This window comes from Chloracidobacterium sp. N, from assembly GCF_018304765.1.
Taxonomy (GTDB): Bacteria; Acidobacteriota; Blastocatellia; order Chloracidobacteriales; family Chloracidobacteriaceae; genus Chloracidobacterium; species Chloracidobacterium aggregatum.
Window position 1 is genome coordinate 1,008,956 of sequence record NZ_CP072643.1, and the last position, 15,752, is coordinate 1,024,707.

Below are 15,752 nucleotides of genomic sequence, written 5' to 3' on the forward strand. Positions count from 1 at the left end.
CCAGAAAAGGATGGTCAGAAGAAAATCAGGTTGAGCAAAAGCGTACCGATGAGGACGACGACGGCCAACGTTCCGGGACGCTGCCAGAAGGCTGCCTCTTCCGTCGGCTTGGGCGTCAGGGCATAGACGAGTCCGGTAAGTTCTTCATCGGGACGCGGTTTCGTAGCCAGGCTCACAGCAATGGTGACGGTGAAGCACACCGTCCACGCGATGATGGCCGTCCAGAAGGTCTGGGCCAGTTCGCTGCGGTAGGGCGACAGAAGGACGCCGAAAAAGCCCCCCTTGACGCCGACGGTAGCTCCTTCAGGCAGGGAAATCCCGTGATGAAACGCGGCTGCCAGCGTGCCCGCCACCAGACCCCAGAACGCGCCGTGTCCCGTGGCGCGTTTCCAGAACATCCCCAGCAGGAACGTCGCAAACAGCGGCGCATTGACAAAGGCAAACACAAGCTGGAGCACATCCATGATGTTGTTGAAGGCCGCAGCCACGTAGGCCGTCGCTACCGAGAGTGCAATTCCGCCGACGGTGGCGGCGCGGCCCATCCAGAGGTAGTGCGCATCGCTGGCGTCGCGTTTGAAATAGCTCTGATAGATGTCATACGTCCACACCGTGTTGAACGCCGTGACATTGCCCGCCATGCCGGACATAAACGACGCCAGCAGCGCCGTCAGCCCCAGGCCGAGCAGTCCGGCCGGCAGGTAGTGCGCCAGCATGGCCGGTGTGGCCAGGTCGTAGTCAATAACCGGGCGCGCGTTGGTGTCGCGGAGCACTTCGCCAGCATCAGTTGTCTTGGCCGGGATGATGCCGACGCGGGCGACGGTCGCCGCTGGCGTCGCTTCCCGGCGCGGCTCGACAGTCAGGGCAATCATCCCCGGCAGGATAACCAGAAAGGGAAACAGCATCTTGGGAATGGCGGCAATGAGCGGCGTGCGGCGGGCCGCCGTCATGGAGTCGGCCGCCATGGCGCGCTGCACAACGAGAAAATCCGTGCACCAGTAGCCAAACGACAGCACAAAGCCAAGCCCCATCGCCAGCCCGAACCACTCGACGCCAACCGGATTGCGCGTGGCGTCTCCCATAAACGCCCAGGACTGCGTGTAGGCTGTCGGTGCATAGCCCTGCGTCACGGAGTGCGTCATAAGGCGCGCCTGAAGCCCCTCCCAGCCGCCAACGTCTTTCAGCCCGAGCAGCACCAGCGGCAGAAAACCAAAGACGATGAGGAAAAACTGCAGGACTTCGTTGTAGATGGCGCTCGTCAACCCACCCAGGAAGATGTAGGCCAGCACGATGCCAGCGGCGACGAGCATGCTGGCATCTTCATCCCAGCCGAGCAGCAGCCGGAACAGCTTGCCCATGGCATACAGTGACACGCCGGAAGAAAACACCGTCATCACGGCAAAGGAAATGGCGTTCAGGGCGCGGGTTTTTTCATCGAAGCGCAGCTTGAGGTATTCCGGCACGGAGCGGGCCCGCGAGCCGTAGTAAAACGGCATCATGAAAACACCCACAAAGACCATCGCCGGAATGGCCCCGATCCAGTAGAAGTGGCTTGTGGCAATGCCGTACTTCGCGCCGGAAGCGCCCATGCCGATGACTTCCTGCGCGCCTAGGTTGGCGGAAATGAATGCCAGTCCGGCAACCCAGGCCGGAATGGCGCGGCCCGACAGAAAGTAGTCGGTACTCGAACGCATGAAACGCTTGAGCGCCACGCCGATGCCAATGACGAAGGCGAAGTAAATCGCCATCAGGACGTAGTCAATCCAGGCCAGTCGAACGTCGGTCATGTCTTGTCAAACCGGCGCGTCATGCCGAAGAAATGCACGCCGGCTGTGGTGAAGGGATTTGTCACTGTCGGTCAGGACACGTTAGCGAATTCGAATCCCCGTGGCCAACATCATTCTTCACTGAAGCGGCGCTGCCAATCCACGAGGTTGATCGGTATGCCGGGAAAGAGCTGAAGAAGCTGATGCGGAGGGCGGCCGATTGAGCGCAGCCCGGAAGGGCGGGGGGATGCGGCTGCCGGGGTGGCACGTGCCTGCTGCACGGCAGTACGAGGCACGCTGACAGATGATGGGTGACCACCGCGCTTCCGGCGCAACTCGGCTACTTTCCGGCCGGGCCTGAAAGAAGAAGCCTGAGCAACACTGGCCTTTCTTCACTTCGATTGTGGCTTGATCCCTCTCCGTGCCACTGGGTTGTTCGGATAAGCTCTCAGCCGCCATTTTGCATTGTTAATAACCACTTCGCTATACTCTGTCTTACACGCTCCAAACGCTCCCGTGAAATTTCACCAATTGCACCAAGAAGCAGGTCGCCCGACACAACAGCCAGGCGCCCTGCCCGGATGACACTCGCTACCTTCAAGCCACTTTGTTCAAAATCTTCATCACCTTCCCGAACCACTTCATCAAATCCTGCAAGATAATGCCGCGTCTGGGATGAAATCATGCAAATCAGCCAGTCGTCATACTCGCCAGGAAGTTTACCGAAAAAACGCCGTAAAGCCCTACACTTTAGGGCAGGGATATAAGGCGCACGCTGTTTTATCAAGCCAAACCTGTGATAAAATAGCAGTATGAGAGTAATGGAAGCCAAGCTACTAAAAGGGACAGCAGAGCAGTATCAGGCTCTGGATGAAGCCATCCGTACCGCACAGTTTGTCAGAAACAAATGTGTGCGGTACTGGATGGACAACAAGGGCGTAAACAAAGCTGTTCTCTATGCCCACTGCAAAGACCTGGCCAAAGAGTTTGCCTTTGTCAGGAAGTTAAACTCAGCGGCAAGGCAGGCAAGTGCAGAACGGGCTTGGGCTTCCATCTCCCGTTTCTATACCAACTGCAGAAACAAGGCGGTCAAGAAAGGGTATCCCAAATTTAAGAAGCATTGCCGTTCTGTGGAATACAAGGTATCGGGCTGGAAGCTGTCAGAAGATGGGATGACTATCTCGTTCACCGATGGCTTCGGTGCTGGTACTTTTGCTCTGTATTGCAACGGCGAGGCAAGACACCATATCCTGAACTCCAAAATCAATCGGGTGCGGGTGATACGCAGGGCAGATGGGTACTATGCCCAGTTCTGCCTGGATGTGGAGCGCAAAGAGCAGGGAGCATACACAGGCAATGTGATTGGCATTGACTTGGGCTTGAAGGCTTTCTACACCGACCAGAACGGCAACCCTGTACAGTGTCCTAAGTTTTTGAGGCGTAGCGAAAGAAGGTTAAAGCAACACCAGCGCAGATTAAGTCGGAAGTTCAAAAAGGGGGCAAAATCCCAATCCAAGAACTACCACAAGCAAAGAAAGCGACTGGGCAAAGTGCATCTGAAAGTCCAACGCCAGCGTAAAGACTGGGCAATTAAGCAGGCACGGTGCGTGGTGGCATCTCACGATGTCGTGGCGTATGAAGACTTGCAGGTGAAGAACCTGGTCAAAAATCATCATCTTGCCAAATCCATTCATGATGCTGGCTGGTCTCAATTCACTGCGTGGCTGGACTACTACGGCAAGGTGTGGGACAAGGCAGTAGTCAGCGTACCGCCGCAGTACACCACACAGGACTGTAGTAACTGTGGGCATTATGGTAGTAAAAACCCTATCCACTAGAACCCATAGTTGTCCTAAATGTGGATTTGAATTAGACAGAGACCAGAATGCGGCTTTGAACATCCTCAAGAAGGGACTAAGCATCTTGGGAATGGAGTGGCAAAACAGTACCTTTGGGCAAAAGGGAACTGCCTCGAAAGAGGGAACGCTTGGGGAGAATGCACCGCTGCTTTAGAGGGGCAACCTGATGAAGTAAGTGCGCTCGCAGAACCAAGAACAAGAATCCCCTGCCTTTAGGCAGGGGAGTATGTCAACCAACAGGAGTGCAGGTCCTAGCTTCCCTTCTGCCAGATCAGCTTGTGGAAAACGAAAGACGACAACCTGCCCCGCTTTTTTCATACAAAACTTACCTTGATGTCTGCCGTGCTGTATAACGCAGGCTCATCCTCCATATCCCGCACGGCTGAAGATAACGACAAAGCTCCCCACTCCTGCTTTTCCTGCTGCTCTGCCTTGACGAGAAGATACTGGATAAAGCTAAGCAACTCTTCCTGGAGTGACCGGGGAAGTTTTTGCACGGATTGGAAAACTTTTTCATCGAATGCCATGATCTGTTCTCCTGTAAATAAAGGGAATGTTTCCTTTGAACTGTTTTATACCAAAGCCTCTGGGTAGCGTAGGTGGGGATTAACTGGGTCAAACGTCAGACATGTCCTGTCAAACCGGCGCGTCAGGCCGAAAAAACGCACGCCGGCTGTGGGTGAATGGAGTTGCTACTGTTGGTCGGCACACGTTAGCGGATTCAGTCCCAGCGGCCAAAAGCCATTTTCGTTGTTGTTACGTGGAGGGACGCGGTAAGCTCAGCGGTCACATGACATTTTCCAACGACAGGGACGGTTCGAGACGTGGTACTGGATTTGTTTCGTCTGGATGGGAAGGTCGCGCTGGTGACGGGTGCGCTTTCCGAGATTGGGACGGCCATTGCGCTGGCTCTGGCCGAAGCCGGCGCCGATGTTGCCTGTCATGGTTCAGCCCGTGCCCCGGAAGCCCTCTGTGAGCAGATTCGGGCGCTGGGCCGGCGGGCGCTGGCCGTGACGGGAGACCTCTACGACCGCGCCTTTCACCGTCATATCGTGGCCACGACCCTCGCGCATTTCGGGCGGATTGATATTCTGGTCAACAATGCCAGTACGATTCGCCGCGGCGCGGCCGTGGAGCTGAGCGACGAAGACTGGGACTTCATCCTGAGCATCAACCTGACGACCGTGTTCCGGCTGTCGCAGATGGTGGCCAAGGACATGCTCGAACGGCGGTCGGGCAAGATCATCAACATTGCGTCACTGCTGGCATTCCAGGGCGGCTGGCAGGCCCCGGCGTTTGCAGCCTCGAAAGGCGGCGTCGTGCAACTGACGAAATCCCTGGCCAACGAATGGGCTTCCCGGGGCGTCAACGTCAACGCCATTTCGCCGGGTTATCTGGAAGTCGAAAGCACCCGTCCGCTGCGGGAGGACCCCGTGCGTCACCGCCAGATCACGGAGCGCATTCCGGCCGGGCGGTGGGGGCAGCCGTCCGATCTGGCCGGCGCAGCGGTGTTTCTGGCCTCAGCGGCCAGTGATTACGTCCATGGCCACGTGCTCGTCGTGGATGGCGGCTGGATGGGGCGTTAGCGTTCGCCGGTAAGTACGAGGTCATCCCGGTGGATCACCTCGTCGTGCGCGCGGAAGCCAAGCCGCTGCGCAATCTCGGAGGACTTCAGTCCACGGATGGTTTCAGTTTCATCGGCGCTGTAGCTGGTCAGTCCACGCGCGATTTCGCGCCCCTGCTCATCGCAGCACGCCACGACATCCCCGGCGGCGAACCGTCCAGTGACCCGGATGATACCCGACGGCAGGACGCTCTTACCCTGCGTTGCCACAGCGTGCACGGCTCCGGCGTCGAGCGTCAGGGTGCCTTTCGGGCGCAGGGCGGCAATCCAGCGCTTGCGGCCGCCGAGGGCCGCCGCCGCCGGTGGGAACAGCGTCCCAACGTCATCACCTGCCATGACGCGCTGCAGGATGTTTGACGCCCGACCGTTGACGATGACCGTCGTGACGCCAAACCGTGCCGCCGTCTGAGCCGCCGTGAGCTTGGACTGCATGCCGCCCGTGCCAAAGGCGCTCTTCCCGCCGGAAGCCAGCCCCAGGGTCGTGGCCGTGACTTCCGGGACAAAGCTCAACCGCCGGGCTTCCACGTGCTGTTTGGGATCGCGGTCAAACAGCCCGTCCACATCCGAAAGCAGCACGAGCAGGTCGGCATCCACGATGTTGGCCACCAGCGCGCTCAGGAAGTCATTGTCGCCGAACTTGATTTCAGCCGTGGCCACGGTGTCGTTTTCGTTGATGATGGGCACGACGCCGAGCGTCAGCAGCGTTCGCAACGTGTGCCGCGCATTGAGAAACCGCTCCCGGTCGCGGGCGTCGTCGTAGGTCAGCAGTACCTGCGCCACCGGGACGGGCGCAAAGGCCTGCTCGTAGTAGCGCATCAGAAACGGCTGCCCGATGGCCGCTGCCGCCTGCTTGAAGGACAGGTCCCGGCCCAGCGGCAGGTGATGCAACCGCAGGTGCGTCATGCCGCAGGCGACCGCCCCGGAGGAAACAATGACCACCGTGCGCCCGTCTGCGCGCAGGGTCAGACACTGCCCGACGAGATGCCGGAGCACGGTTTCGACCAGCCCTGTTCCCGGCTCGACGAGCACGTTGCTGCCGATTTTGACAACCATGCGCCGGGCTGCGGCCAGAGCGGCGCGGGCCGCAGCGGCATCCTGTACCGGGTGACGACTAGGCTGCACCATGCTGCTTGAACCACGCGAGCATTGCCTTCCAGGCGGCCTGGGCCTCTGCCTGGCGGTAGGACGGGCGATAGTCGGCGTGAAAGCCGTGGGGGGCGTCGGGATAGACGATGATGTTCGAGCCGGACCTGCCCTTGGCCAACGCCGTCCGCATCTGTTCGACGGTTTCGAGCGGAATACCCTGGTCCTTGCCGCCGTACAGCCCAAGCACTGGTGTTCGCAGCGTCGGCGCAATGTCAATCGGGAATGTAGGACGCAACGGGTCAGGCTTGAAATCCGGGTTGTTGCGTGGGTTGGCAACCAGTGAGCCGTACCACGCCGCAGCGGCTTTGACCCGTGGTTCGTGGGCGGCAAACAGCCAGGTCATGCGCCCGCCCCAGCAGAAGCCCGTCACGGCCAGCCGTTTGATGTCGCCGTAGCCGGTTTTGGCGGCGTAGGCAACGCACGTCGTCAGGTCAGAAAGCACCTGCGCGTCTGGGACCTTCGACACCACCTTGGAGATGATGTCGCCGATGGTTTCCAGTTTGGAGACATCACCCTGACGGGCAAAGAGTTCTGGGGCCAGTGCGAGATAACCGACCTTGGCCAGTCGCCGGCAGATGTCCTTGATGTGCTCGTGAACGCCGAAAATCTCCTGAATGACAATGACCACCGGGAAACGGGTGCCTTTTTCAGGCCGCGCCAGATAGGCCGGAAAGGCAATGTCGGCCGCCGGGATGCTGACCTCCTGGGTTGTGAGGCCGGCGGTGTCGGTCACAATGGTCTGGGCGCTGATGGGTTGCGCGGCCAGTGCAAAGCCGGCAGCAAGTGAAGTCAGCACGAACTGCCGCCGCGAGAGTTCCGCATCGGGAAGCAGGCTTTTGGTGTGTTGGTCAAACATGGTGGGCAGAAGCCGTGGATGACGGCCAAAGTCGAGGCAAGATGGTTCAGGTTGGCTGGAACATAGCGCAGAACCGGGCCGTCGTGCGATACTGGACGCTACCGGTACTTTTGTGAAAGGTCTTCTTCCAGCCATGTCGAACTCTGCTGCTTCTGGCGCGGCGCCGGCCCCCTCGGCCGTGCCGGATACGTTGCTCGACGCCATCGAAATCATCGTTGGCGGGCGAAACCTCGATGCCCCGACGGCGCAAGCTCTGGGGCTGGTGGATGCCATTGCCACCGAGGCGCATTCAGCCGTCGAAGTCGCCGCGCAGTTGGCCCGTGAGTACATCCTGACGGGAACCGGCCCGCTGGCCGAAGCGTTTGCCCGGCGGCAGGCGGCGCTCAGCCAGTGGGCCACACCGCAGCCGGGGCTTTCCCGCGCCGAGGTCGAAGCCCATCCGCGCGTGGCGCGCCTGCTGGCGCAGGCGCGGGCCGTCGGGCGTGAAAAGGCCGTCCAGCGTGCTCTGGACTGTGTGTTTTTTGGCCTGGAGCAGGGCTATGCAGCCGGACTCCGGCACGAAGCCAACGTGTTTGCCGAAGCTGTGGCCGACCCGGAGGGCGGGCAGGCAGGTATTCAGGCGTTTCTCGACAAGAAAAGCGCACCCCTGCCACCGCGCCCGCTCATTATGGTTGGCTCACCGGAAGAACAGGCGCTGCTGGAACGCAGCGAACTGCTCCCGGTCGGAACGCCGTTTTATCCCGGTCTGACACCGCTGCCGAAGTATCAGTACGCCCAAGGTATCATCAAGGACCCGATGACCGGTGCCGCTCTGCACGGTGAGCCGAACGATGTGGAACGGCACTTCATTGTGCCCGTCCCGACGCCCAGCCCAGCCGAAGTCCTGGTGTATGTGCTTGTAAGTGAAGTCAACTTCAACGACATCTGGGCGCTGACCGGAATTCCCGTCTCCGTCATGGATGACCATGACCAGGATTTTCACATCACCGGCTCCGGCGGCATCGGTCTCATTGTGGCGATGGGCAGCGAGGTCAAGCGGGAGGGACGGCTGCAGGTGGGCGATCTGGTGTCCATTTACTCCGGCCAGAATGACCTGTTTTCACCGCTGGTCGGGCTGGACCCGATGTTTGCCGACTTTGGTATCCAGGGCTACCAGGAGCCGAATGGCTCGCATGGGCAGTTTTTGCTCGTGCAGCCGCCGCAGCTTCACCACAAGCTCGAAGACCTGACCATCGAGGCGGCGGGAAGCTACATGCTCAACCTGGGCACGATTTACCGGGCGCTGTTTACGACGCTCAGGGTTGCGCCGGGCAAGCGCCTGTTTGTGGAAGGCGCGGCGACGGGCACGGGTTTTGAGGCCCTCAAGGTTGGCGTGCGCAACAATGTAAAAGTGACGGGCATGGTGTCGAGCGCCGAGCGGGCGGGCTTCGTCAAGCAGCACGGCGCGACGGGCGTCATCAACCGGCGGGCGCCGGAACTGGAGCCATGCTTTACGAAAGTGCCGGAAGACCCGGCGCAGTGGGCCGCCTGGGAGGCCGCCGGTGAACCCCTGCTGGCGATGTTCCGCGCACAAAATGAGGGGCATCTGGCCGACTACGCGGTTTCCCATGCCGGGGAGCGTTCCTTTCCACGGAGTTTTCAACTGCTGGGGCCGGGCGGGACGTTGACCTTCTACGGCGCGTCATCCGGCTATCACTTCACGTTTATGGGCAAACCCGGCGCGGCTGCGCCGTCCGACATGCTCCAGCGGGTCGGGCTGCGGGCCGGGCAGTCGGTGCTGGTCTATTACGGCATCAGTGAAGACATCGTGGATGAGACCGGCATCGAGATCATCGAGGCCGTCCGGGAGTCCCATGCGCGGGTCGTCGTGGCGACGCAGACGGATGCCCAAAAGGAATTCGTCGCCAGCCTGGGCTTTGGCGATGCCGTCCGGGGACTGGTCAGCATCGAGGACCTGCGGCGGCGCTACGGTGCAGACTTCGTCTGGCCGACCACGATGCCGGCCTTTCCCGACCCCAAGGCCGACACCGAGTCCTTCAAGGAAGCCGTTCGCCTGTTCACTGAAATCAACTTCAAACCCTTTGCCGCAGCCGTGGGACGGTTGCTGGCCGCGCCGGACAACCCCCGTGGCTACCCGGACATGATTTTTGAACGCGCCGGACAGGACACGCTGGGCATCAGCACGACCCTGGTCAAGCCCTACACCGGGCGCGTCATCTATGCCGAGGACATGTCCGGGCGGCGCTACAGTTTCTATGCGCCGCAGGTCTGGATGCGGCAGCGCCGGATTGACATGCCGACGGCCAACATCTGGGGAACGCACCTCAACAACGCCTACGAGATTGTGGCGATGAACGATGCCGTAGCGGCCGGGTTGCTGGAAGTGACTCCGCCGGTCGTCGTCGGGTGGGCCGACCTGCCGGAAGCGCATCAGGCGATGTGGGACAACCGCCACGCTGGGGCGACTTACGTCGTCAACCATGCGCTGCCCCGGTTGGGACTGAAAAACAGGACTGAGTTGTTCGAGGCCTGGGCGGCGCAGTCGGCAGACGCAACAGCCGAGGATGATGCCGCCACCATTTTCCGGTGATGCCGGGCGGGGGCGGGTTCACGCCAGCGGCACCGCAGCCTGCCTCTTGCCTGTGTTTTTGGGCTTGACAACAGGCTTGGAAGCACCAGAGGCGGGTGATATAGTCGGTTTCGGTCAAATCCTGAACAATGTCATCAGGGTAAGCATGTTTTGCTTCGCCACCCAGGCGAAAGGGGAGAAGGGCGCAGACGCGGCAGTGTGCCGGTCAGTGCTGCGTCACACCATCTGATGGGCAGAAAGTTTTTCAAGGATGCGTGGCAATGAACAACCTGGTGCTTGACGCAACGAAGGTAACACCAAGGGTGCATTTCGATGGAACCAGCGGGGTACTTGAAATCGAGGGGGACTCCTACCCGGAACACTCGCTTCAGTTCTACCAGCCGGTGTTCAAATGGCTGGATGATTTCATCCAGCGGACGACGATTCCCATCGCCTTTCATTTCAAGCTGTCCTATTTCAACACGAGTTCTTCCAAGTGTATTCTCAACATCCTGGAAAAACTGGAAGAAGCCAATCGCAATGGACGGCAGGTGAGTTTGCACTGGCACTATCGTGAAGATGATGAAGATATTCGGGAGAGTGGGGAGGAGTTTGCCGAGGATTTGAGTTTGACGTTCCAGTTTGTCAAGCACTGACCCGGTTTGGGGAGTACAGCGCGCAGCGCCGTTGGCTCTGGGGGGCTGTGGCAGAGACGGTAAAAGCTCGTGGGTATTGAAGCGCAGGCAAAGCGAAATGCAGAGGCGGTGTACGCCGAGGAAGAAGCCGTTGCTGCGGAAGCGGCCCGGGTGGCCGATGATCCGACAGTGACCTTCGATGCGCTGTGCGAACACTACCGGTTTTTGTCCCAGAAATACCGTCACGCCATTCGCCAGCTCATCAAGCTCACGCACGTCAGCGACATGTTTCAGGGCAAGCTGCTGCGAATGCAGGAGGAACTGGAGCGACGCAATGCCGAACTCGAACAAGCCCGTGCGCACCTGGAACAGGCCAATCAGGCGCTCCACCGGTTGTCCTACCTGGATGCCCTGACGGGCGTGGCCAATCGGCGGCACTTCAACGAGTATCTCGATCAGGAATGGCGCCGGGCCATGCGCAAGCAGGCCTCGCTGTCGCTGATACTTCTGGATGTGGATCACTTCAAGCGGCTCAACGACATAGCCGGTCATCAGTATGGCGATGACTGTCTCCGGCAGGTGGGTGCGGCGCTGGCGGCGAGCGTGCGGCGTGCCGGCGATCTGGCCGCGCGCTACGGCGGCGAGGAATTTGCCGTCATCCTGCCCGATGCCCAACCGGACTGGGTGATGTCCTTTGCCGAGGAAGTCCGGCAGGCGATTGCGGCGCTGGAGATTCCGCATCCGGTGTCGCCGTATGGCGTCCTGACGGTCAGTGTCGGGGCGGCGACGGCTGTGGCCGTGGAACAACAAGGGGTGAGTTCGCTGATCGCGGCCGCTGACAAGGCGCTGTATGCCGCGAAAGAAGCCGGGCGCAATCGGGTTTCATGCGCGCCCATCCTGTCGGTAGGCAATGGATGACCGATGCAACCCGTCGGCCGGTTGATCTGGAGGCACAATGATGGCGGAAGACCTGTTCCGGCTCTATCAGGACATGAGTCAGCGTAAGATTTGGCTGGCCTTCAAAGGGGCGATCTCGCAGGATGTCCTTGTGGAGCTGGGTACGCTGCTCAAAAACAAGTCGGTCCTTGACCGCAAGGTGAAAAAGGTTTTCGCCATTTTCATCGAGATGACCCAGAACATCCTGCATTATTCGGCCGAGACGGAAACCGTTCCCTTTGGGGGCAATGGGGCGGTTCATCCCGTCGGGGTCGGCGTGGTGGTCGTATCGGAATCGGCAGATGACTACTCAGTGTCAGCCGGCAATGTCGTCACGGCCGAGCAGATGGACTACCTGCGCGAGCAGTGTGAGCGCATCCACAACTCGGATGCCAGCCAGCTCAAGCAGTACTATGACGAGCGGCTCAAGGCGGAACATACCCGGGCTGGAAGCAAGGGGGCCGGGTTGGGCCTGATTGACATTGCCCGCAAGGCCGATTTTCCGCTGGACTATGAAATGCGCCCGATTGCTGACGGGCGGGCTTTCTTTGTTATCACAGCGCGGATTGCCAAGACACTTTCCGCCTGATCGCCTGACGGCGACAGTGAACCCTTCACGGCCAACCCTTCGGATTCCCACCGGTCTGGACTGCCATGGCGAAAGACTCCAACCATGCCAATGCGTTCGAGCTGTTTGCCGAGGAACGCGCGCTTGTGGCGGCCGCCCATGAACTGGTTCAGCAGGGTGAATTTTCACCGGCGGAGTGGCAGTCCCACTATGCGAAGCTGCTCAGGAAGTATGAAACCCTGTTGCGCCAGGCCATCAAGATCACGGGTTCGGGCGATGCCATTCAGAGCCGTCTCATTCGGACCCAGGCTCAACTCGATGCGCGCAACACGGAACTGCGCCACGTCAACGACCGCCTGCGTGAACTGGACCGGGTCAAAGCGGCCTTTACGGCCATGCTCGTCCATGACCTGAAATCGCCGCTGAGTGTCGTCAAAGCCACGCTTGAGCTTCTGGCCGAGGAACCGACGGTTTCCGGTGGCCCCTATGCCCAACTGGTCACGGCGGCCAGTCACAGCACGGAAACCATGCTGATGCTGATCAATGAGATGCTGGATGTGGCGCGGTCGGAAAGCCAGGAAATCACGCTGGAGAGCCGGCGCCTGGACCTCGTGACCTGCCTGAACGAACTCCTTGAGGAAGTGCGGGTGGCGGCGCGTCCAAAGCAGATTGATGTCCTGCTGATGTGCAGCCCGGTTCCGCCAGTTTTGGGAGACTGGTCGAAGCTGCGGCGGGTGCTGACCAATCTTACCTCCAACGCCATCAAGTTTACGCCGGTCGGTGGGCAGCTCCGGCTCAGTTGTCACGTGGAGGGCCACCCCGAAAAACCACGCCAGAAGCTGGTCATCATCCGCGTTGCCGACACCGGGGAAGGTATTCCCGAAGCCGACCTGCCTTACATTTTTGACCCGTACCGCCAGGTGCAGGCTTCTGAGAAGAAAGGGCTTGGCGTCGGGTTGGGGTTGGCCATTGCCAAACGCATCACCGAAGCCCATGGCGGAACCATCGTGGTGGAAAGCCAGGTCGGACAGGGGACCTGCTTTACCATCACCCTGCCGGCGGCTGAAACAAGCATCCGCCTCACACCGGCGGCCGGTCTCGCCGCCCCAGGTGCTGAGAACCCGGCCTGACGGTTGGCCGTCACGGTTGGCCGCCGGTCTGGGCCGCCCGTCTTGGGTTTTCGCGCTTTCACGACATTGGTATAGTCGCAGAACTGTCCGTTGCCCGCGCAAGCCGGATGGGCGGGGGACTGAGTGCGCGGGAACAATGGATGGCGATACCGGGTGATTGACCGTTCCCCGCCCTGTCTCCAGACAAGTCCTGGGAGTGCGTTTCTGATGTTTGGCGTGCGTGTCGTGTTCTGTGCCTGTGTACTGTTTTCCGTCGTGGCTTCCGGTGCCGCCCATGCTTTTGGGGCAGGGCGTGTCGGGCAGGTAGCTCTCGGGCAGGTGGCGCCCTGGAAAAGCCAGTCGCCACAAAAACCGGCGCCGCCGCCCGGTGAACCGGACGGCGAGCCGGACGAAGCTCAAGAGCAGGCTGATGACTGGCGGGAGATGGGAACCCGCGATCCCCTTCTGGAAAAGCGGGCGCGCAAGAACATCGAGGTGGCGGAATTTTATGCCCGCCAGAAGAACTTCCGGGCCTCCATCAACCGGCTGACGGAAATCTATGAGGTGTATCCGCAGTTTACACGCTTTGACCGGATTCTCTTTCTGCTCGGGAAGTATCATCTGGGGCAGCGCCGTCTTCTGGAAGATGAGGCGAAGCGACTGCGGAAGCAGGGGCAGGGGGATGAGGGACAGCGCAAAGCGGACGAAGCGCGCACCCACGATGCTGAAGCCCGCCGCTACTTTTCCGAGCTGCTCGAACGTTTCCCGGAAAGCGAGCTGGTCAAGGATACCCGTAAGGAACTGGAGCGTCTTTCATCGCTGGCGTCTCCTCTCCCGCCATTCTGAGACGGCTATGTTTTCACTTGTGATCTTGTAACCATGCTTGAAGTGCTTCAGGTGCGGCCCCAGGCCGGTGTGCCGGGCGGCCTTATCATCATTGACTGTCGGGGATTCGATGCCTCGGACTATGCCGACTGTGAGGTGTTGTTCGGTGAGACGCCGAGCCGCATCGTCAGCGCCTCGCCCGACCGGGTACTGGTCACGGTGCCTGACGATGTGACCAAAGCTGACCGTCTGTCGGGCCTGCAACTGATGTCCGCCGGGCAAACCAGCCCCCGCATGCCCTTTCTCGTTGCCGAGCTTTTGGCCGAAAACCTGCATCCGGTGGCCAATCCGGTCTGTGACCCCGAAACCGGGGCGATATTCACCACGATTTCCGGCGCACGGGGCAAAAAAGTCGAAGTGTCGGTGTGGCGCATCAGCCAGGATGGTCAGTCCACGCCCTTTCTGGACAACATCATCAACCCGACGGGGCTGGCCATGGACCGCGAGGGGACGCTCTACGTCACGAGCCGGAATGATGGGACACTCTACCGGGTGTCTCCGTTCCGGGAAGTCGTGCCCGTGGCCGAAAACCTGGGGATTGCCACCGGGCTGGCCATTGACCGGATGGGCAATCTGTTTGTCGGCGACCGGCAGGGGACGATTTACCGGGTGACGCCGTTTGGTGAGGCCAGCCCTCACGCCCGCCTCGAACCGAGCATGGCCGCCTATCATCTGGCTTTCTCGCCGGATGGATACCTCTACGTGACGGCCCCGACGCTGGCCGGCACCCGCGAAAGCATCTATCGGGTGACACCGGCCGGGCAGGTCGAGCCGTGGTTCATCGGGCTGGGGCGGCCGCAGGGGCTGGCCTTCGACCAGGCCGGCAATGCCTATGTCTGTGCCAGTCTCAATGGATTGCGGGGCGTCATCAAAATCACGCCCGATGCCCAGGAGGCTGAGCCCTTCATCGCCGGCGCCCGGCTGGTCGGACTCACCTTCGACAATCGCGGCAATGCCATTCTCGCTTCCAACCATGAAATCTATCGGGTTCCGGTCGGGGTCATTGGCTACGATCCCACCCGCGCCTGATGGACAGTTTTCCGAGAGGCACCATGCAAGGTATTCATCTGGGGAACATCGTCCTGGGCTTTGTCGCGTTCCTCTTTTCGCTGTGTGTCCACGAATTTGCCCATGCCTGGACGACGGAGCGCTTCGGGGATGACACCGGGCGCTACCAGGGCCGTATCACCCTTGACCCCCGGGCCCACATTGACCCCATCGGCTCGATCCTCTTTCCGCTGCTCGGTTTGGTTGGGGGTGGTTTTATCTTCGGCTGGGCCAAACCGGTCGAGGTCAATCCCAGTCGTTGGAAGAACAAGGTTGTCGCCAACATCGTGGTGTCGGCGGCCGGCCCCATCAGCAACCTGCTGCTGGCCCTTGGCGCGGTGCTGCTGCTCAAGCTTCTGGTGGTCACGGGGGGCATCGGGCGGGGCGATGTGCTGGGCATGTTCAGCGGCCGCGAACTGGCTGATCCCCAGGCGCTGCTGGGTTTGGCTGAGCCGGTGCTGATTTTTCTGCGGATGATGATCATCATCAACCTGCTGCTGGCCGTCTTCAACATGTTGCCCATCCCCCCGCTGGACGGCAGCCACATCCTGTCGAGCCTGCTCAGTGTGGTGAGTGTGCCGCTGATGGAAGCGTATGAAAGCCTGCGTCCGTATGGCTTTTTCATCATCATTCTGGCTTCTCTGACCGGCCTGCTGGCGCAAGTCTATCTGCCGCTGATGAGATTTTTCCTGGTATTGCTGTTCAGTCTGCTCTGAACGACCGGACTGGGACGACCGCCCCACTTCCGGTGGTCC

At 60.4% G+C, this 15,752-nt stretch carries 16 protein-coding genes; 11 read left to right on the plus strand and 5 right to left on the minus strand.

The genetic code is table 11. The annotated features are described in order from the left end of the window. Positions 1-14: 14 nt before the first annotated feature. Both J8C05_RS15180 and J8C05_RS15185 read right to left on the minus strand, forming a co-directional pair. Entirely contained in the window at positions 15-1,784 is a 1,770-nt protein-coding gene (locus tag J8C05_RS15180) for a sodium:solute symporter family protein (protein ID WP_211423579.1), read from the minus strand. A gap of 427 nt (positions 1,785-2,211) precedes the next feature. Continuing rightward, positions 2,212-2,595, minus strand: a complete 384-nt coding sequence (locus J8C05_RS15185; protein ID WP_343316679.1) for a type II toxin-antitoxin system PemK/MazF family toxin — start codon at positions 2,593-2,595, stop codon at positions 2,212-2,214. Here J8C05_RS15185 and J8C05_RS15190 point away from each other — a divergent pair. Both J8C05_RS15190 and J8C05_RS15820 read left to right on the plus strand, forming a co-directional pair. Continuing rightward, positions 2,585-3,601 (plus strand): RNA-guided endonuclease InsQ/TnpB family protein, encoded by a 1,017-nt coding sequence (locus J8C05_RS15190; protein ID WP_459543853.1) that lies wholly within the window; start codon positions 2,585-2,587, stop codon positions 3,599-3,601. The two genes, J8C05_RS15185 and J8C05_RS15190, sit on opposite strands and share 11 nt — an antisense overlap. After that, on the plus strand, positions 3,576-3,776 hold the full coding sequence (locus J8C05_RS15820; protein WP_459543854.1) for a zinc ribbon domain-containing protein: 201 nt from the start codon (positions 3,576-3,578) through the stop codon (positions 3,774-3,776). Before J8C05_RS15190 ends, J8C05_RS15820 begins: the two co-directional genes overlap by 26 nt. A 160-nt stretch (positions 3,777-3,936) precedes the next feature. Here the strand turns inward: J8C05_RS15820 and J8C05_RS15195 are convergent, their stop codons facing one another. Beyond that, on the minus strand, positions 3,937-4,149 hold the full coding sequence (locus tag J8C05_RS15195) for a DUF2281 domain-containing protein (RefSeq protein ID WP_014100854.1): 213 nt from the start codon (positions 4,147-4,149) through the stop codon (positions 3,937-3,939). A 297-nt stretch (positions 4,150-4,446) separates the two neighbouring features. On the opposite strand from J8C05_RS15195, the gene J8C05_RS15200 reads away from it, so the two are divergent. After that, positions 4,447-5,208, plus strand: coding sequence for an SDR family oxidoreductase (locus J8C05_RS15200; protein WP_211423581.1), 762 nt, complete (start codon positions 4,447-4,449; stop codon positions 5,206-5,208). Here the strand turns inward: J8C05_RS15200 and proB are convergent. Together proB and J8C05_RS15210 are read right to left on the minus strand one after the other, a co-directional pair. Next, entirely contained in the window at positions 5,205-6,371 is a 1,167-nt protein-coding gene (gene proB, locus J8C05_RS15205) for a glutamate 5-kinase (RefSeq protein ID WP_211423582.1), read from the minus strand. The two genes, J8C05_RS15200 and proB, sit on opposite strands and share 4 nt — an antisense overlap. Continuing rightward, entirely contained in the window at positions 6,358-7,248 is an 891-nt protein-coding gene (locus tag J8C05_RS15210) for a dienelactone hydrolase family protein (protein WP_211423583.1), read from the minus strand. The genes proB and J8C05_RS15210 overlap by 14 nt, the downstream gene beginning before the upstream one ends. Positions 7,249-7,381: 133 nt before the next feature. On the opposite strand from J8C05_RS15210, the gene J8C05_RS15215 reads away from it, so the two are divergent. From J8C05_RS15215 to J8C05_RS15250, 8 genes are all read left to right on the plus strand, one after another. Beyond that, complete coding sequence (locus J8C05_RS15215) at positions 7,382-9,838, plus strand: MDR/zinc-dependent alcohol dehydrogenase-like family protein (protein WP_211423584.1); 2,457 nt, start codon at positions 7,382-7,384, stop codon at positions 9,836-9,838. A 260-nt stretch (positions 9,839-10,098) separates the two neighbouring features. Further along, positions 10,099-10,473 carry a DUF1987 domain-containing protein gene (locus tag J8C05_RS15220; protein ID WP_211423585.1) on the plus strand — a complete coding sequence of 125 codons (375 nt, stop codon included), beginning with the start codon at positions 10,099-10,101 and terminating at the stop codon, positions 10,471-10,473. A 69-nt stretch (positions 10,474-10,542) separates the two neighbouring features. Then, positions 10,543-11,370 (plus strand): diguanylate cyclase, encoded by an 828-nt coding sequence (locus J8C05_RS15225; RefSeq protein ID WP_211423586.1) that lies wholly within the window; start codon positions 10,543-10,545, stop codon positions 11,368-11,370. Between the two features lie 37 nt (positions 11,371-11,407). Next, positions 11,408-11,977, plus strand: coding sequence for a SiaB family protein kinase (locus J8C05_RS15230; protein ID WP_211423587.1), 570 nt, complete (start codon positions 11,408-11,410; stop codon positions 11,975-11,977). A gap of 65 nt (positions 11,978-12,042) precedes the next feature. Continuing rightward, positions 12,043-13,086, plus strand: a complete 1,044-nt coding sequence (locus J8C05_RS15235; RefSeq protein WP_211423588.1) for a sensor histidine kinase — start codon at positions 12,043-12,045, stop codon at positions 13,084-13,086. Between the two features lie 207 nt (positions 13,087-13,293). Beyond that, on the plus strand, positions 13,294-13,911 hold the full coding sequence (locus tag J8C05_RS15240; RefSeq protein ID WP_211423589.1) for an outer membrane protein assembly factor BamD: 618 nt from the start codon (positions 13,294-13,296) through the stop codon (positions 13,909-13,911). Between the two features lie 33 nt (positions 13,912-13,944). After that, entirely contained in the window at positions 13,945-14,979 is a 1,035-nt protein-coding gene (locus J8C05_RS15245) for a gluconolaconase (protein WP_211423590.1), read from the plus strand. Positions 14,980-15,002: 23 nt separating this feature from the next. Beyond that, entirely contained in the window at positions 15,003-15,713 is a 711-nt protein-coding gene (locus tag J8C05_RS15250) for a site-2 protease family protein (protein ID WP_211423591.1), read from the plus strand. The last annotated feature ends 39 nt before the right edge of the window (positions 15,714-15,752 follow it).